The sequence below is a fragment of the Elusimicrobiota bacterium genome (assembly GCA_026388095.1).
Classification (GTDB): Bacteria; Elusimicrobiota; Elusimicrobia; order UBA1565; family UBA9628; genus UBA9628.
In genome coordinates this window covers 1-17,830 of sequence record JAPLKL010000073.1, presented here as the reverse complement: position 1 = coordinate 17,830, position 17,830 = coordinate 1, and the positions used below count along the sequence as shown (strand labels likewise).

Annotated in this window: 14 protein-coding genes; 6 read left to right on the top strand and 8 right to left on the bottom strand. The window is 67.0% G+C overall.

Translation table 11 applies throughout. The features are described 5' to 3' along the window. The first annotated feature begins 7 nt into the window (after positions 1-7). The 4 genes from NTY77_18205 to NTY77_18190 all read left to right on the top strand — a co-directional run bounded on the left by NTY77_18205 (position 8) and on the right by NTY77_18190 (position 4,029). Positions 8-685, top strand: a complete 678-nt coding sequence (locus tag NTY77_18205; GenBank protein ID MCX5797428.1) for a hypothetical protein — start codon at positions 8-10, stop codon at positions 683-685. A 78-nt stretch (positions 686-763) separates the two neighbouring features. Further along, on the top strand, positions 764-1,621 hold the full coding sequence (locus NTY77_18200) for a hypothetical protein (GenBank protein ID MCX5797427.1): 858 nt from the start codon (positions 764-766) through the stop codon (positions 1,619-1,621). A 303-nt stretch (positions 1,622-1,924) separates the two neighbouring features. Further along, a complete protein-coding gene (locus NTY77_18195; GenBank protein MCX5797426.1) occupies positions 1,925-3,121 on the top strand; it encodes a hypothetical protein in 1,197 nt (398 codons plus the stop codon). Continuing rightward, positions 3,118-4,029 carry a hypothetical protein gene (locus NTY77_18190; GenBank protein ID MCX5797425.1) on the top strand — a complete coding sequence of 304 codons (912 nt, stop codon included), beginning with the start codon at positions 3,118-3,120 and terminating at the stop codon, positions 4,027-4,029. Before NTY77_18195 ends, NTY77_18190 begins: the two co-directional genes overlap by 4 nt. Before the next feature lie 30 nt (positions 4,030-4,059). On the opposite strand, the gene NTY77_18185 is transcribed toward NTY77_18190, so the two are convergent. The 8 genes from NTY77_18185 to NTY77_18150 all read right to left on the bottom strand — a co-directional run bounded on the left by NTY77_18185 (position 4,060) and on the right by NTY77_18150 (position 13,932). Continuing rightward, complete coding sequence (locus NTY77_18185) at positions 4,060-5,244, bottom strand: SpoIIE family protein phosphatase (protein ID MCX5797424.1); 1,185 nt, start codon at positions 5,242-5,244, stop codon at positions 4,060-4,062. A 4-nt stretch (positions 5,245-5,248) separates the two neighbouring features. After that, the gene (gene cheB, locus NTY77_18180; GenBank protein MCX5797423.1) at positions 5,249-6,265 is read right to left on the bottom strand and encodes a chemotaxis-specific protein-glutamate methyltransferase CheB; all 1,017 of its coding nucleotides are present in this window, start codon (positions 6,263-6,265) and stop codon (positions 5,249-5,251) included. Beyond that, positions 6,262-8,505, bottom strand: a complete 2,244-nt coding sequence (locus NTY77_18175) for a hybrid sensor histidine kinase/response regulator (GenBank protein ID MCX5797422.1) — start codon at positions 8,503-8,505, stop codon at positions 6,262-6,264. Before NTY77_18175 ends, cheB begins: the two co-directional genes overlap by 4 nt. Further along, a complete protein-coding gene (locus tag NTY77_18170) occupies positions 8,502-10,073 on the bottom strand; it encodes a chemotaxis protein CheW (protein MCX5797421.1) in 1,572 nt (523 codons plus the stop codon). Before NTY77_18170 ends, NTY77_18175 begins: the two co-directional genes overlap by 4 nt. Then, on the bottom strand, positions 10,051-10,512 hold the full coding sequence (locus NTY77_18165; protein ID MCX5797420.1) for a chemotaxis protein CheW: 462 nt from the start codon (positions 10,510-10,512) through the stop codon (positions 10,051-10,053). Before NTY77_18165 ends, NTY77_18170 begins: the two co-directional genes overlap by 23 nt. Continuing rightward, entirely contained in the window at positions 10,509-12,206 is a 1,698-nt protein-coding gene (locus tag NTY77_18160) for a methyl-accepting chemotaxis protein (GenBank protein ID MCX5797419.1), read from the bottom strand. The genes NTY77_18165 and NTY77_18160 overlap by 4 nt, the downstream gene beginning before the upstream one ends. A gap of 46 nt (positions 12,207-12,252) precedes the next feature. Then, complete coding sequence (locus tag NTY77_18155) at positions 12,253-13,524, bottom strand: hypothetical protein (GenBank protein ID MCX5797418.1); 1,272 nt, start codon at positions 13,522-13,524, stop codon at positions 12,253-12,255. Positions 13,525-13,791: 267 nt separating this feature from the next. Next, complete coding sequence (locus NTY77_18150) at positions 13,792-13,932, bottom strand: hypothetical protein (GenBank protein MCX5797417.1); 141 nt, start codon at positions 13,930-13,932, stop codon at positions 13,792-13,794. A 102-nt stretch (positions 13,933-14,034) separates the two neighbouring features. On the opposite strand from NTY77_18150, the gene NTY77_18145 reads away from it, so the two are divergent. Both NTY77_18145 and NTY77_18140 read left to right on the top strand, forming a co-directional pair. Beyond that, positions 14,035-15,744 (top strand): phospholipid carrier-dependent glycosyltransferase, encoded by a 1,710-nt coding sequence (locus NTY77_18145; GenBank protein MCX5797416.1) that lies wholly within the window; start codon positions 14,035-14,037, stop codon positions 15,742-15,744. After that, positions 15,734-17,467, top strand: coding sequence for a glycosyltransferase family 39 protein (locus NTY77_18140; protein ID MCX5797415.1), 1,734 nt, complete (start codon positions 15,734-15,736; stop codon positions 17,465-17,467). Before NTY77_18145 ends, NTY77_18140 begins: the two co-directional genes overlap by 11 nt. Positions 17,468-17,830: the final 363 nt, after the last annotated feature.

Below are 17,830 nucleotides of genomic sequence, written 5' to 3'. Positions count from 1 at the left end.
AGGAATCATGAAGAAGGTCGCATTGGCCATGGCCTTGTCGGCGCTGGCCTGGACCGCGGCGGCCCAGCCCCAGCCGGCCCCGGAGGATACGGAGCACGGCTCCGTCAAATGCCTCAAGGCCGCGCAAAGCATCCCGGACCTCGCTCATGAGAACCGGGCCTGGGTCTTATGCAAGGACGCCGAGGATGCGCAGCCCGTGGCCTGCTACGCGGCGGCCAGCGCCATGCAGGACGATCCCATCGCCAAGCTGACGGACGGCTACTCCCAGGCGGCCTTCGATTTCTGCCGGGATTCGGGCTCCCTCGGACGCCTGAAGTGCTACATGGCCGCCCGCCAGACCGGCCTCGAGTTCGACGAGGAGACCGCGCGCCTGTTCTGCCGCAGGGCCTCGGACACGAAGCCGGTGGCGTGCTACAGGCTCGCGGTGGAGCATCATATCTCGCACGAGAGAGGGGCCAGCCTCAGCGGCTACTCCCCGGCCTTCGAGTTCTGCCGCTATGGAGGCAGCGCGGAGCGCGTGAGATGTTATGCTTCCGCCCAGGAGAACCATCTCCCCGACGATATCGCGTACAATCTCTGCCGGAGCGCCAGCGACGTCAGGCCCGTGCAGTGCTACCTCGGAGCGGTCCAGATCCACGGCTCCGCCGATAAGGCCGTGGACTTCTGCACCAAGAAGGGCCAATAGGCGCCGCTTACGCGAGGCGATGCGCCGGATTGACAGCAGGGCAGACTCCTGCCATAATCTGTTGACGGGCCTCGCCCTATGGACCCATCGCCCCAGCCGGAATCCCAGCCTCCCGCCCGGAGCCGCATCGTGCCGGTGTTCCTGGTCGGGCTCATCGCGGTGCTCGCGTTAGGCCTGGGCTCGTCCTTCCTCATGCGCGGCGGCGCGCCGGCGCCCGCCCCCCCCGCCCCGGACACCTTCGCTCCGGAGCCCCCCGAGGAGCCGGCGCCAGCGATGCCCAACGGGGAACCCACGGCCTTGCCTAAGGACAGGATTTTCAACGGCCTCGGTGCGAGCGACGAGGACGAAGCCGCCGGCAGTCAAGCCGCGGGGAGCCCGGCCGCCGTGAGCCCGGCCGCCGCGAGCCAAGGCTCCGGCGTCGTGGCCTCCGAGCAGGCCAATGAGAAGCAGTTCCTCGCCCAATACGACGGAGCCGTGCGGAACTACCAGCGCCGCCTCAACGAGATCGGCATGCGCTACTACAAGAAATGCCCCATCGTGAGGGAAGTGGACAGCGCTTTCGCGAACCTGCCCAGGTACATGGCCATCCAGCGCCGCTACAACGCCGATCGCGACCTCTATAAATGGGCCCGGGACACGGCCGCCCTGCCCGAGGTCCGCACCACCATCAAGAAATACCTGGCCCGCCCCGAAGCCTGGACCGCAGCCGTTGACATGATGCTCGAGGCTCTCAAGCAGCCGCCGCCGGCGCCGGTGTACCAGGAGGTCGCCCGGTTCATGACCCATGACCCCGGGCTGGTGGACCTCACCACCAAGGTGCTGTCGGATGCGAAGCCCAACCTGACGACCGGGGTCGTGGCGCTGGCAGGCAAGGACCTCACCCCCCTCCAGGGCGTGATAAAAGACCTCTCCCTGGACAAGAACCCCTCGCGCTAGCAGGGTGCTGATAAACCCTCCAGCGGGAAGCACTGTGTCCGGACACAGTGCTTTCGGCAGCGGGCAACAGTCCGTCCCCGAACTGGCGAGCCGAAGGCTCGCCAGTCGCGCCGAAGGCGCCATCCTTCGTGCAACCTATCGGCTGGGTTCTGCCGCCCCGCTTCGCGGGTCGGTTGCGCCCGGCTGACGGCCGCCGGGCGCTCGCAGAACGGACTTTATCAGCAGCCTGCTAGGCGCCCTGGCGGCACAGATGGCCTTCTCGTTGGAGGACCGGGCGCTATGTTATGATTCTCGGCGCTCCTCATGAATCTGCGCAAGCCCCTGCTCGCGACGGCCGCGCTCCTGCTATGCGGCCCCGATGCCCTCGCCAGCATGGCTCTTGATTCCTACGCGACGGCAGTGACCGGCACGACCCGGCAGGTCGGCCTGGCCGGGGCCACGGTCGCCTCCCCGGACGACTATTCCGCGGTCTTCGTCAATCCCGCCGGCCTGGCCGGCCTTTCGGGCGACGGCCTCGACTTCGGCTCGGACTCGAGCTACAGCGAAAACTTCGTGACGGACCCGGACAACCCCAAGTCGCGCGTGCTCAGCGATCCCATACGCTACGACTACATGGGCGTCCGTTATGTGACGAAGAGGGACTGGGGCATCGGGTTCGCCGTCCAGACGCCCTTTCAAATCGACGACATCTTCAACACCGATACCCGCCGGAAGGTCAACGGCAAGAACATCCTCGTGACCAGCCCGAACTCGGCCGAGCTCGAGGCCACGCTCAAGACCTACACCTTGGCCGCGGCCCAGTCCTTCCTCGACAACCGCCTGGCCGTGGGACTGGCCCTCAACTACCAGCGCGCGGACCAGGACGTGAATTACCGCGCGGTCGTGAGCACCGACTCCTACGCCCGCTCGGCCACGCACGACACCTTCACCGGCGACATCGGCCTTCTGGGCCGGCCCTGGCCGTGGCTGCGGCTGGCCTTGGTCTACAAGATGGGCTGCCGCATCGGGTTCGGCGAGTCGCTGCAGCCCGTCATGGTCGCTTTCCCAAACATCAAGATCCCGGACCGGCTGACCATGGGCCTAGCCTGGCTGCCCCACAAGAAGGTCGGGCTCTACGCATCGTCCGATTACGTGATGGCCATGAGCGGCTCGTCGGTGATGGGCTCGGGCCTCTTCCCCGCGGCTCCGGGTTCCGTCCTAGGGAGCGGCCGATACGATACCATCGACGGCCACTGGGGATTGGAGTTCATCCCCCTCGACGAGCCAGACCTGACCATCAGATTCTGGGCCGGCGGGTACCTGGAACGCACCGGCGTGCAGGGAGGCTACGACCGCTATCACAATACGGCGGGATTGGGGTTCGCCCCCTGGTTCTTGAGCGTCAATGTCGCGGTCGACGACGCCCCGCTCTACAACAACTTCTCGGCCGGCGTCGGCATCGACATCTTCGAGCTGGCGCGGCGCGTGGCCAAGCATTACGGCAAGAAGCTCCCCGTATGAGAGGCTTGATCCTGGCGGCGGTCTTGGTCTGGGCGGCGCCCGCGGCGGCTGGCCCCGGGGTCCTCTTCGATGAGACCGCCTACATCGGCGCGAGCGGCGGCTATTTCGGCAACCGCTTCGAGGTTTCGACGCCGCTGGCGAGGCCATATTATCGGCTCTCCGCTTCCGTGCGCAGCTCCCGATATCCCGCGGAGTTCTCAGGCACGGCCGTGGAGTATGCGGCCGCCTTGCGCCGGGAGCTCTACCACGTCAGCATCGCCGGCCGCGTTGCCACCAGGCCGCCGAACGCCGAGAGCGCCGCCTACCACTTGGCCTACGGCGAGGCCAGCCTCACCTTCTACGGTCTTTCCCTGGGCCCGGAGCATCCCGAATTCTCCGCCCAGATATGGGAATCGAGCGGCCCCGCGCCCGCCCCGGAATCCTTGGACCGGACCTGGGTGACCAGGATGCGCGCCCGCTACACCACCACCAATCATCATGTGGAGTCGGCCGACGAATACTTGGTCCTGGTGCAGAACACCGTGCAGTTCGACGTCAGGGAGACTTGGCGGCAGCGCACCGCGCTCGCGCTCCACGCGGGCTGCCACCTCTACAACAAGACCGTGCGCTCGGACATGCGTACGGTCCATTTGGACAATGTGGACTATCCGGGCAATGTCTTCGCCATACGCGGCTGGCCGAACAACTACATGGGCTTCGAACTGGCTCAGAAGCTGGGCGGGCAATGGGAAGCGGCAGCGGGGTTGACCCGGCTCAGCCTTTTATACGACCGGACGGATTTCATATACGGGGCGCAGCTGGAGTGGAAGCCTCTGCCCGCATGGACCTCCAGGTTCGGCTACAACCTGCGCCGCCGCGGCGTGGAAACCCAGCAAGCCTTTGCCCTCGGCCTGACCTATCTCTGGTAGAGGCTCGAAAACGCCAAGACCCGCCCGCGATTAGAACGCGACCTCGACGAGCGAGATGTCGTCGTCGAAGACGTCCTTGCCGCGCAGCCGCCGGACGTGCTTGAGGATCCGGTCCGTGCCGGCTTCGCCCGGGGCCGGCGCGGCGGCCAGCAGCTTGACGAAGTCCTCCATCTGCCAGAATTTCCCGTCCGGCTGCTCGACCTCGTAGATCCCGTCGCTGAAGACGTACAGCCGGCTTCCGGGCTTGATGTCGGCGGACACGCAGTCGTAGCTGGCCTTGGGCCAGCCCCCGATGACCGTGCCTTTCGCCTCCAGCGTGGCGACCGACAGGTCCGGGCCCACCAGGACCGCGGGCGGATGCCCGCCGCTGGCGCAGACCAGCTTCTGGTCGGCCAGGCTGTAGATCCCGTACCAGATGGTGAAGAACATGTTGTTCTGGCGCTCCATCTGGAACGCGTCGTTCAAAGCGGCCATGACCTGCTCCGGCCGCTTGAAATCGACCCCGGGCAGGGCCTGGGCGCGCAGGATGTTCATGACCGAGACGGACAGCAAGGCCGCGCCGACCCCGTGCCCGCAGACGTCCAGGAGATACAGCGCGAAATGCTCCTGGTCCAGCCAATGATAGCCGAAAGCGTCCCCGCCCAGCTCCATGCTCGGCACATAGATCCACGAGGTCCGCAGCGGCTCCTGCAGAGGCGCGGGCAGAAGCGACTTGACGTATTCCGCGGCCCGGGCCAGATCGTCGGCCATGATCTTCTGGCTGGCGGCGAGAGCGCGGAAGGCCTCGTTGCGCTGCAGCAGGTTGATGTAGCCTTGGGAGTGATGGCGTATCCGGGCTATGACCTCCAGCTTGTCGGGGAGCTTGACCAGGTAATCGTTGGCGCCCAGGCCGAAGGCTTCGGCTTTGATGCGCGGCTCTTCCTTTGAGGATAAGACGATCAAAGGGATCTCCGAGGTGGCGGGATTGGCGCGCAGCACCTTCACCAGGAGCAGGCCGTCCATCTGCGGCATGACGAGATCCTGCAGGATCACGGTGGGGGAGATGGCCGCGGCGGCCTCGATCGCCTTGGTGGGGTCGCTGCAGTAGTGGAAGCGTATGTCCTTCTCCCCGGCCAGCATGCGCCGCACGGCCTCGCCGACGATGGGCTGGTCGTCGATCAAGAGCACGGTGACGGGATACTCTCGGCCCAGCAGCGGGGGGTCTTGGTTTGGCACAGGTTCAGGCTCCTTGGCGCGGCTTGCGGGATGAGGCGTCCAAGGCCGCGGCGATCCGCGACGCCGGCAGGATCTCCTGGGCGGCTCCGAGCTCGGCCGCGGCCTTGGGCATCGAGTAGATCAGCGAGGTCTTCTGGTCTTGGGCGATGGTGTGCCAGCCCGCGCGCCGCAGGGCCAGAAGGCCCGCGGCTCCGTCCTTGCCCATGCCGGTCAGCAGGGCGGCCGCGCCGCGGCCCGGCCAGTTCTGGATCAGGCTGAGGAAGAAGGCGTCCACCGAGGGCCGGTAGGGACAGCTGACCGGGTCCGGGGTGTAGTGGAAGGTCCGGCCCGGACCTATGACCAGATGGTTGTTGGTCGCGGCGATGGCGATGCGCCCCGCCCGGGGCGCCTCCCCCTCCACGGCCAGGCCCACGCCCAGCCCGGTCTTCTCGCCCAGCCAGGCGGCCAGGCCCGGGGCGAACTTCTCGTCGACGTGCTGGATGATGACCACGGCCGCCGGGCAGTCCGCCGGCAGGGCCGAGACGATCTCGGCCAGGACCTGGGGCCCGCCCGTGGACGCGCCGATCGCGGCCATGAAGGGGTGGTCGGCCGGCTGGCCCGGGGGCCCGGAGAAGACGGCCTGGGACGGCGCGTCGGCCGGGCCGCCGATGAGCCGCCGCACCACCGCGATCTTGGACAGCAGGGCCTCGCCAGCGTCCGCGGCGGTCGGAGTGTCCACGGCGTCGAGGGCGCCGCAGCTCATGGCCTCGTAGACCTTGGGCATCTTGCCGCTCATCCCCGCGGTGACCACGATGACGGGGCAGGGGCACTCGCGCATGATGCGCCGGGTCGACTCCACCCCGTCGAGCACCGGCATGACCAGGTCCATCAGGATGACGTCGGGCCGGTCCGCCAGGCAGCGGCGCACCGCCTCCTCGCCGTCGTAGGCGATCCAGGCCAGCTCGTACTCGGGCTTGCGCTTGAGGCAGCGCTTGATGATCTCGACCGCGATGGGGAGGTCGTTGACGATGGCGATCCTCATGAGTCCGCCTCGCCCAGGAATCCCCGCACCGCGCGCAGCAAGGTGTCGTCCTGGAAGCTGCTCTTGGACAGGTAGAGGTCGGCTCCCGCCTCCAGCCCGCGCTCGCGGTCCCCCGGGCCGTCCTTGTAGGAGACGATGATCACCGGCAGGCGCCGCCAACGCTGGTCGCCGCGGATGCGCTTGACCAGCTCCAGCCCGTTCATCCGGGGCATGTCGATGTCGCTGATGACCGCGTCGTAGCGCTGCGACTGGAGCGCGTTCCAGGCGTCCATGCCGTTGATGGACATGTCGACCTCGTAGCCCTGCTTCTCCAAGAGCTGCCGCTCGACCTCCCGGACCGTGGGCGAGTCGTCGACCACCAGCAGGCGCCGGGCGGCGCGGGGGCCCGCGGCGCCGGCGCCGCCGTCTCCCGTCCGGCCCCGGGTCCCCGCCAGATCGGCCGAGCGCAGCAGGTCCTCCGCGTCGAGGATCAGGACCGGCGAGCCGTCGTCGAGGACCGCGGCCGCGCTCACGTCCCGGACCTTGCCCAGCCGCGGGTCCAGGGGGCGCACCGCGACGCGGCGCTCCCCCAGCAGGCGGTCCACCTCGAACGCGCAGCGGCCGGCGCCCTCTCCGATGACTACGGCCGAGACCGCGCCGGGCTCGGCCGCGGAGCCCGTCAGCTCGAGGATCTCCGCCGCGCGCGCCAGCCGGACCCGGCCCTCGTCCGTCTCCAGGTACCGGCGCCCGTCCTCCAAGACGACCTGCTCCCGGGGGGCGCGCAGGCAGCGGCTGGCCCGGCTGAGCGGGAAGGCGTAGGGCTCCCCGGAGATCTCGGCCAGGACGGCCTTGATGACGGAGAGGGTCAGCGGCAGGCGCAAGGTGAAGGCCGTGCCTCGGCCGGGCTGGCTCTCCATGCGCAGGGTCCCGCCCACCTCCTGGAGCATGTTCTGGACGATGTCCAGTCCCACCCCCCGGCCGGAGAGCTCCGTGACCGAGTCGCGCGTCGAGAAGCCGGGCAGGAAGATGAAGTCCAGGAGCTCGGCCTCCGACATCTTCTCCACCAGCCCGGCGGTGGTCAGCTTGCGGTCCACGATGGCCCGCTTGAGGCGCGCGAAGTCCACCCCGGCGCCGTCGTCGGCGATGGAGATGACCAGCATCCCGGCCGCGTGCCAGGCTTCCATGGCGATGACGCCCTCCATGGGCTTGCCCGCGTTGATCCGGGCCTCGGGAGACTCGATGCCGTGGTCGATGGCGTTGCGCAGCAAGTGCGTGAGCGGCGACTCCAGCTTCTCCATGATGTCGCGGTCCACGCCGGTGCTGAGGCCGGCGCTCTCCAGCCTGACGACCTTGCCCAGGGACCTGGAGATGTCCCGCACCATGCGCGGGAAGCCCTGGGCGCAGTCCGCGAAGGGCCGCATCTTGCTGGCGCGCACCTCGTTGTAGAGCCGCTCCGAGGTCCCCAGCATGCGGCGCCGGACCGCGTCGAATTCCCCGGAGGCCTCGGCCAAGTCCCGGCCGCAGCGCTCGTTGTGCTGCTTGCCCAGGAGGATGAGCTCCACCGCGCGGGCGCCGTCGCCGGCCTCCGCCGCCTGGAAGGCGCGCTCCAGCATCGCCTCCATCCGGCCCGAGGCGGACTTGATCCGGGCCAGGCTGGCGGAGACCGCCTCGAGCCGGCCGGCCTGCACGAAGAGCTCGCCGGAGAGGGTCATGATCCGCTCCAGGCCGGCGGCGTTGACGCGCACGATGCGCTGGGTCTCCGGCGCGGACGGCGGGACCGGCTTGCGCTCGGGTTCGGGGAGCTTCTCCGGCTCGGGGGCGGAGGCCGCCGGAGCGGGCGCCGGGGCGGGCTGCGCCCCGGTCCCGATGGCGCGGACATTGGCCGTCGTCTGCTCCGCGCGCTGGACCTCGTCCGGCGGCAGGGCGAAGGTGGTCCGGTCCGCCGCGGCCGGGACCCTCTTGAGCCAGTCCACGCCCGACAGCAGAACGTCCACATCCGCGGGGCCCAAGGCGGTCTTGCCGGCCTGCACAGCCACGAAGCAGTCCTCCAGCGCGTGGGCCACCTTCACCGCGGCGTCCACGCCGATGATGCGCGCCGCGCCTTTGAGGGAGTGGGCCGCGCGCATCAGCGGCTCGAAGGTCTGCGCGGAGCCGCCGCCGCGCTCCAGGCTCAGCAGGCCCTCGGTCAGCGTGGCGGTATGGGTCTCCACCTCCGCGCAAAAGAGGTCGAACATGAAGGAGCCGTCGGAGCCTTCGCTCATCTCAGGCCCCTGCGCAAGCTGCCGGCCAGCAGCTCCTCGTCGAGCAGGACGACCTCTTTGCCGTCGAGGGCGAAGGAGCCGGCCGCGTAGGCGCGGCCTTCCGGCGCCGCGGCGGGGCGGACTTCGGCGCTGTCGAGGCTGGCGATCCGGAGGACCTCGTCGGCCGCGAAGGTCCAGTCCTGGCCGTCGCGCCGGAAGACCAGCAGGCGCGGGAAGACCCGGGCCGCGGCGGGAGCGGCCGCGGCGCCCCCGCTCAGGCCCAGCAGCTCCGCCATGTCGAAATGCAGGTGCAGCTCGCCCTCGATGTTGACCAGCCCCTTGAGGACGCCCTTGCGGTGGGGGACGGCGTGGACCGGCTGCGGGCCGTAGACGCCCTTGAACCCGCGCGAAGGCAGGGCCAGCCAGCTGCCCTTGACGCGGAAGACCAGGATCGAGGTCTCGTGTTCCGGGCGGGGCGCCTCCCGCGCGGCCAGGACGCCGGCCAGCTCATCCCGGTATCCCGGAGGCGGCGGCTGGTCGAAGACCGCCCTGGCCGCGGCCGTGAAGGTCTCGCAGTTGCGGCAGTGCAGGGCCTTCTTGAGCTCGGCGCAGGAGCGGTCGCCGCCGCTGCCGACGCGGCCCCAGCAGCCCGCCGAGGTCCGGGCCGCCGGCGCCGGGACCCGGAGGGGCCTCGGCCGGGGCGGCGGGGGCTTCGCGGCGCGCAAGCGGCGCGGCAGCAACGGCGCCGCCGGCGGTATCGGAGGTCCCGCCGGTGCCGGCCGCACGGATTTCCTCACGGCCGCCGGCGCGCGGCGGTAGGCGAAGGCCAGGGGATGGTCGACCGGCCGGTAATTGGGCGAGGAGATGGCCTCCGCGTGTCCGGTGAAGAGCAGTCCGTCGGGCTCCAGGCAGCGGTCCAAGGTCTCCAGGGCCCGCTTGCGCGCCAGGGCGGTCATGTAGATGAGGAGGTTGCGGCAGAAGATGATGTGGTACTTGGGCTGGTGCAGCAGCGGTCCGGCTTCGAGGAGGTTCCCCCGCTCGAAGCGGACCGGCGTCGCCACCTCCGGGCGCAGGCGGCAGCGGGCGCCCTGGGGGATGAAGTGCTTCCGGCGCAGCTCGGCGCACTCGCCCCGGAACGAGTTCTCCTCGTATTCCAGCCCGCGCGCCTTCTCCAGGAAATCCGGGTTGATGTCCAGGGCGTCGATGACGAAGCGGTCCACGCGCCAGCCCATGTCCAGGAGGGTCATGGAGATGGAATAGGGCTCCTCGCCCGTGCAGCAAGGCAGGCTCAGGATGCGCAGGGCCTGCCCCCCGCGCCTGGGGAGCCATTCGGTCTCCAGGTAGGTCTTGAGCCAGACGAAGGATTCCCGCTCGCGGAAGAACCAGGTCTCCGGCACGGTGAGGGCCAGGATCAGGGCCTCCATCTCCCGGAGGTCGGACTGGAGCTTGAGGAGGTAGGCGCGCTCGTCGCGGCAGCCGCAGCTCAGCATCCGCCGCGCGACCGCGGCCCGGATGACGGCGGGGCCTATGGCGTCGGGGTCGAACCCCGCCCGCGACATCAGGACGTCATTGAAGATCGCCAGGTCCATGAGCTGACGCCGCCCCCGTCAGGCGCGACCGGAGCACCCGGTCCAGGAGCGGTCCCAGCGGCACGGCCGCGGCCGCGGTCTTGCCGCTCCCGTCCCGGGACACCTTGAAGACCCTCGGGCCCGCCGCTGCGGCCGGCGGGACGTCGGCGCGGCAGGTCTCGTCGGCCCGCTCCACCATGAGCCCGGCGCGCGCGCGGCCGCAGTCCACGACCAGGATCCTGGTGCTGAGGTGGTCGGCGCAGGGCCGCCCCGTCACCAGCCGGCCGAGGTCCACGACCGGCACCGCGGTCCCGTGGAAGTCGAGGGTCCCGGCCAGCGCGGCGTCGGCCCCTGCGGCCGGGCTCAGCCGGGCCAAGGGCAGGACCGCCGCCACCTCGCGGCAGGCCATGCCGTAGCGCTCCCCGGCCAGGCTGAAGGCGATCAGCGTGGACTCGCTCATGCGGCGATCTTGAACTTGGAGATCTCGTCCTTGAGACCCTGCATCGCGGCGTGCATCGCGGCGACGGCCTGGTTGAACTCCTTGATGGACTCCATGGTGTTGTGCGTGGTCTCGGTGAGCATGCCCATGGCCTCGTTGATCTGCTTGGCCCCGTTGGACTGGGACTGCATGCCCTCGCGGACCATCTGGAACTGCGGCTGCAGGCGCTCCACGCGGGAGATGATCTGGGCCATCTGGCCGCCGAGGCCCTGGATCTGCGCGATGCCGGACTTCATCACCTCCGAGAACTTGTCCATCTCCATGACCCCGGAGGATGCGGAGGACTGCATCTCCTTGATCATGTGCTCGATGTCCAAGGTGGAGACGGCCGTCTGGTCCGCCAGGCGCCGGATCTCGCGGGCCACCACGCCGAAGCCCAGGCCGTGCTCTCCCGCCTTCTCGGCCTCGATGGCGGCGTTGAGCGAGAGGAGGTTGGTCTGGTCCGCGATCTTGGTGATGGTGGTCATCACCGCCGTGATGTTGCTGGCCTTGTCGTTGATCTCGGCCAGCTTGGCCGAGATGGACTTGGTGGCGTCGGCCAGGTCCCGGATGCTGGCCTCCATCACTCCCAGGCTGCTGCCGCCCTCGGTGGCCAGCCCGGCGGTCTCCTCGGAGACGGAGGTCACCTGGTTCATGGTGTTGACCAGCTCCTGCGCGGTGGCGGAGATCTGGTTGACCGAGGCCGCGATCTCGGTGGTCGAGGCGCCCAGGCCGTTCATGGTCGCCTCCTCCTGCTTGGCGGTGGCGGCGATCTCCGTGGCCGTGGAGAGCAGTTGGACGATGGACGACTGCGACTGGCCGATGAGGGACTTGAGGCGGTTGGTCATCTCATAGACCGAGTAGGTCAGCTGGTCGATCTCGCTGCGGGAGCCGTTGCCGTCGGCGCCCGGGCCCCGGCCGTCCCGGGCCGGCAGCAGCCTGGCCGCGGCCTGGAGCCGGACGTCCGCGGCGCCCAGGTCGCCCTTGGCCACGACGCCGGCGATGGCGATGATGTTGGACAGGGGGCGCGAGAGCGAATCCGCGACCCGCATCCCCCAGAAGATGGCCGCCAGGCCGATGACGGCGCCCACCACCAGCACCAGGAGCACGGTCTGGTTGAGGGACCTGACCGTGCCCATGTCGTATTCGTCCTCGTAGAGGCTCAGCCCCACGACCCAGTCCCAGGGCTTGAAGTAGGCGGCGTAGGCCAGCTTGTAGCGCATCGCCTTGTCGTCGGGGTTCTTCCACGGGTAGCGCTGGGACCTGATCACCTTCCCCGGGGGCGCCTCGAGCGCCGAATTGACGATGTCCTGGATGAAGTGGTTCCCGCCGAGGTCCTTGGACTCCCAGATGTTCTCGCCGTCCCGGACGCCGTCCTTGGAGACGATGTAGACGCCCCGCTTGTCGCCGTGCCCGCCCAGCACGTAGGCGTAGCCGGAGCCCAGCTTCTTGGCGAGGAGGATCTGGCGCACCCGGGCCTGGCCGTCCGGGGTGTTGACGCCGGCCTGGCAGAGGTCGAGGATCCCGGTGACGATGTGGCCCATCTCGTTGTCCTTGACCAGCTGCTGGATGTGCCTCTTCTGCAGGTAGAGCAGCGACATGGTCGCCAGCAAGGGGACGACGACCAGGATCGCCACCATCCCCAGCAGCTCCCGCCTGATGGTCCTCGTTTTCATCCGGCCTCCGGTGCGATAGGGCTAATGATAACAAAAACGCCGCGGCTCAGAAGCTGTATCTGCCTTCGAGGGACACGAGGTTGCGCATGAACGTGCGGCCGCTGGTGTTGGGCACCGCGCTGGAGACCGAGTCGTGGGAATAGGCCAGGTCCAGGCCCAGGCCCTTGCGGGGCTTGTAGCTCACGGAGAGGCTTCCGGTGTATATCCAATCGCGGCGCTGCACGGGCTGCAGCCAGAGGCCGGCATAGGTCCTGAACCCGGCGCCGGCCGTCAGCTGATCGCAGAATCGGTGCTTCCAGTCGAGGTCATAGACCACGTCCTCGTACAGGCTCTGGCTGGAGAAGGCCGGCTGGGCATAGCGCTTGGCGGCCAAGGCCACGACGTCGGCCAGGCCCGGGGTCAAGGTCAAAGACGCGTCGTAGTACCAGAGGGTCTTCCTGCGGTCGAAATTGGCGGCGGTGCCGGGCGCGAAATAGCGGAAGTCCGGCCCGGCCGCCAAGTTGAACTTGAGCCAGCCGGCGGGCGAGCCTTCGGCGCCGAGCAGGACCCGGTGGTAGTCGTTGCTGTAGGGGCTGGCCGCGCCCAGGAGTTCGCCTTGATGCTGCCGGCCCACGCGATAGCCCGCGAAGAGCCGGGTCTGGGCGAAGGCCTCGAATCCGAGGTCGGCCCCTCCGCTCAACTCGTAGCGGGATATGTAGTTCTCATAGCCGGTGTGAACGCCCACGGAGCTGAATTGCCGGGTCCGGAAGTCGTGCACGTACGAATTGAACAAGGGACGGACGAACCAGCGGCCGAGGGTCCGGGTCGCTTTGAAGCCGTTGCGCAGGACCAGAGCCCTGCGGCGGTCGCGTATGGGTATGCCGCCTATGGCCGGGACATCTCCGCCGCCCGTGAACGAAGGCCCCTGATCGCTGCCGTCGATCCAGACCGCGCTGTTGAGCACTTCCCAGGATGCGGCATCGGTCGCCCCGCTCAAGTTCAGGCTGCCGCGGTGGGCCGCGTAGTTCTCGGAGGGTTGGCTGTGGAATCGGGCGATCTCCGGCGCATAGGAGAAGAGGGCCTTGAACGCGCGCGTATCCTGGTAGGTCACGCCCAGGCTGGGGGTGACATCCGTGACCCAGGACTTGCGGCGGGCCTGGTCCCCCTGGTCCTGGAGCAAGACGTTGTCGTCGCGATACTCCTTGACGCTGATGCCGGCGGCCGGGGTCCAGGGGCCCTTGGCCGCCTCCTGCGCGGCCAGGCTGATGGGGAGAGCGAGCAGCGCGCCGGCCAGCCAGGCGCGGCGGATGAGAACGGCATGAAGATACCTATTCCGCACATGTTCTCCTTAAATTGGGCTATCGTCGCCTGACAAACGCCATGATAGCAAAATCCCGTCGGGCCGCTGTGATACAATGTGTGCGTACTCCTGATGAAGCCGAGATCCAGGCAGCAGTCGATCGCTCAAAACCAGGCCCAGGCGCCGTCATCAGCCATTATCGTCGGGACATTGATAACGATCTGGTATTGCTGGATCCTGACCTGGTCCCACGGCTATATATATTCGTTCTATACCAAGGGCTTCAAGCCGCAGCTCCTCAACCTGTCAGTCCCGTTCAAATTGCTCAGCCATGTCTCTTGGAACGCCGCACAGGATAATCTGAGCTGTGGGCTTTGGATCCTCGCCATCTTCGCCGGAGCGCTCGTTCTTGGCGACCTCGGTCTGCGCGCTCTGAAGCTTGCGCATCGGACCGAAGGATATCTTTTCCGGGCGCTGGGCCTCGGATTGGGGATATATTCCCATCTGCTCTTGTTTTTGGGTTTGGCGGGCTTGTGGTTCCCTGTGACGATGAAGCTGCTGGTCGCATTGCCGATAGCCGCGGGACTCATCTGGCATAGGCAGAACATCTTGGCGTGGTCGCAGCGCGCGGACCTCCGCGGAGTATTCGCGGGGTTCTCCGGCTGGGATATCATCGCGTGCGGACTATTGGGCAGCTACTTGGTGGTGAATCTTTCAGCCGCTCTCGGTCCGGAGTTCTACTACGACTCCCTCGTTTATCACCTGGCCCTGCCCAAACTCTACCTGCTCGCTCACCGCATCGTGCCCACGCCCACGATGCTCTACTCCGGGATCCCCTTCGGCACCGAGATGCTCTATGGCCTGGGCTTGGGGCTTGCCGACGAGCGTTTGGCCAAGCTCATCCAGTGCGGATTCGGCATAGCGACCGCGGGCGCGGTCTTTTGCTGGTGCCGCAGCCGCATGCGCCGGTCCGCGGCGATCCTGGCCGCCCTTTTATTCTACTGCGCGCCGATGGTCTGCTTTGAGAGCGGGGTCGCAAAAGTGGAGTTGGCCTGCGCGTTCTATACTCTGCTTGCGGTCTTTGCGATGTTGGAGGCGCAAGAGCGGCCGGCGGGGAACTCCAGATATCAGTTCCTCACGCTGGCCGGAATCTTTGCCGGCCTGAGCGTCAGCACGAAATATAATGCCGGACTCTACATGTTCATGCTGCCCATCCCCCTGATCTACCGATGCATCCGGGGGCAGCAGACGAGGCGCGCTCTGGGCATGGAATTGGGGGTATTCCTGGGACTCGCGCTCATGACCGCGAGTCCTTGGTTCCTTAAGAATGCGGTCTTTTACGGCAATCCGATCTATCCCTTTCTGAACCATTTATGGGGGAACAATCTGTCGGTCAACGCCGCGGGATTGGCTTCCGACGCCGGCGCCCGGGATCTCGTCCAGGCATTCACGACTTTGGCTGGGGTCAAGGACTTCTTTGCGGGCATCTGGAGTCCGGCATGGCCGCTGGACAATGTGGCGGGGATCGCTTTTCAGATACTCCTGCCCTGGGTATTCCTGGCGCGACCAGAGCCCGCCAGGCGACGGTCCATGATGCTCATAATGGTGGGGATCTGGCTGGCCTGGGCCCTGCATACGCGGATGCCGAGGTTCCTGCTGCCCGCGCTACCCGTCCTTGCCGTCCTCTCGGCGGAAGCGGTCTTCCTCCCCGAATTCCCGAGATTCCTGAGATACTTCACCATAGGAGCCGTCTATGGCACCCTCATCCTCACTCTCGGTGGAGCTGTCTTCGTATGGTATGCGCAAGGCTTATGGAGCGTCGCCTTCAGATTCTCCGGTAGAGATTCCTATCTATCACATCCGCACCATTCCTATTTGCGGCCGTATTATGCCGGAACAAAATATATCAATGCCAACACGCCGGTTGACTCCAAGGTGCTGTTCCTGGGCGAGGAACGGGGCTTCTACAGCGAACGACGATTCATCACCGCATCTGTCTTTGACGTGAATCCCATCATCGGCTGGGCTGACTCCGCCAGCGATGGAGCGGCCCTGCTGGAGAAGCTCAAGGTTGGAGGGATATCGCACCTCCTCGTCAATCGGGCCGCTCCACGCTATTACGAGATGATCCAGTCCATGAGCTCCAGCGGGCGCAGCGCCTACGAGGCGCTGTTGGCAAAGCACGCGCGACTCATCTTCGACGACAGACACGACAGCGATCCGAACGACCTTTCCTGGGTCCAGGTCTATGCCCTATAAGCGGGCCGCAGGGCAGGGGACAGGCGGGGTCGTCTTGCTGGTCGCCGGACTATTGTTGTCGTCGCACATCGCGCTCGGCACGCACGCGATCTTCTCCGCCTCCCAGACCTACGACGAGGCGGTGCATATGGCCTCCGGCTACTCGTTCTGGAAGTCGGGAAGATTGACCATAGACGACACCCTGAACACGCCTCTCCCGTTTCTGATCGCTTCCTTCCCCCTGCTGTTCCTGGATCCGGACCCGTTTCTCAAGGACGAAGCCTACCTCGGCAAGAGCCACTACAACTACGGGGAACTTTTTCTCTACCGGAATCGCGTGCCCGCCGAGAGGCTTCTGCACACCTCCCGGCTCTTCATATTCCTCGTCCTCAGCCCGCTGCTGGGCTGGCTCGTGTTCCGCTGGGCGCGGGAGCTGGGGGGCGACTATTGCGGATTGGGGGCGTTGTCGCTTTATGCTTTCAGCCCCAGCATCCTCGCCAACGCGCCTCTGATCGCCGCCGATTTCACCGCCTCGTTCTTCGTCTTCCTGTCCCTTTACTCGCTGGCCAGGGCAGCCAAGCGCGAACACGGGCGCGGAGCGATGTTCCTCCTGACCGGGTTCCTAGTGGGATTGGCCTTGACGTCGAAGCACAGCGCGGTGATCCTGCTGCCCATCATGCCTTTCTGCGCAGCGATCCACAGTCACCGCATGGGCCGGCCGGTCTTCTCCAAGGGCTTGGTCGCGGAGTGGCTCTTCGCTCTGCTGGGGGCGGCCGTCGCCGTCACCTTGGTCTATGGGCCGCGCCAGATCCCGCTGTGGGCGCACGCCTTGCGCGCGACCCTTTCCATCGTCGGCGGAGGGGCCGGCCGCATCTGCTATCTTTTCGGGGAGACCTCCGCCCGGGGGTGGTGGTACTATTTCCCCGTCGCGTTCCTGATGAAGACCCCCCTGCCCCATCTTCTGCTCATGGCCGCGGCCATCCTGGGCTTGGCCGCGAAAAAGACGGAGCCCGCGGCGCGCGGCGAGTTCCTCGCCTTCGTCCTGGCGCCCGCCGCGCTTTGGATGACGGCCACCTGTTTTTCGCATTTTCAGATCGGCATCCGGCATATCCTTCCCATCAACCCTCTCTGCTGCGTGGTCGGCGGAGTCGCGGTCGCCCAATGCTGGAAGACGGGGATCGGCTGGCTGCGCTGGGGCACGGGCCTGCTCCTGCTTTGGTACGCCGCGGGCACCCTCGCGATCCAGCCCCATTATCTGGCTTATTTCAACGAGGCGGCAGGCGGGCCGAAGGAAGGCTACAAGCTGCTCACCGACTCGAACCAGGATTGGGGACAGGAGTTGAAAGCCCTGGGCCGGCTCCTCAAGGAAGAAGGCAATCCCCCGATATACCTGAGCTACTTCGGGACCGCGGACCCGCACTTTTACGGCATCCGCTACGTCCCGCTCTTGTTCTTCTGCGAATTCCCCCGAGACGGAGACGCCGTCGAGCCGTTCCGGTCGCGGCGGATACTGGTCGCGGTGTCGGGGACCAATCTGTCGGCCGCCTATATAAATGACAAGCAGGTGTGGAGCTGGCTGAAAGACTACACGCCCTACAAGGTCTTGGGCTATTCCCTCGCCGTCTACGATTTCACCGAACAGCCGGACGCTCTGTTGCATGTCGCTGAGATCCTGGCCAGACAAGGCCAGCGTGAACGCACCCTCGCGCTCACGCGCTGGCTGCAGCAGGCCCAACGGCCTTGAGCGCTTGGGGATGACTGCGAGACTGGAGTCCCACGATACGCGCCAGCGGGCGCTCTTTGGGATCGTCACCGTCCTGCTGGCCGTGCTGGTGCCGGGGAGCTACGTTTGGAAGACCACGGGCGGCGGAGCCCTGCGGACCGGATGGGGCTGGATTGGAGGGAGGGGTCGGGGTGATACACTGCGTGGCCCGCAGGATATCACGGAAACTGGAGCTTCTTTTCCGTGTTGCAAGAGAATAGAAATGTCCGGTAATCCGTTTTATTAAAGTGTCCGGTCGTTGGGACGAGAGAGAGGACCGTCATAGGCCGGTCCTCTTTCTTTTTGCTTCTTTTTCTTTCTGTGAATAGGTGTGGATGATTGGGG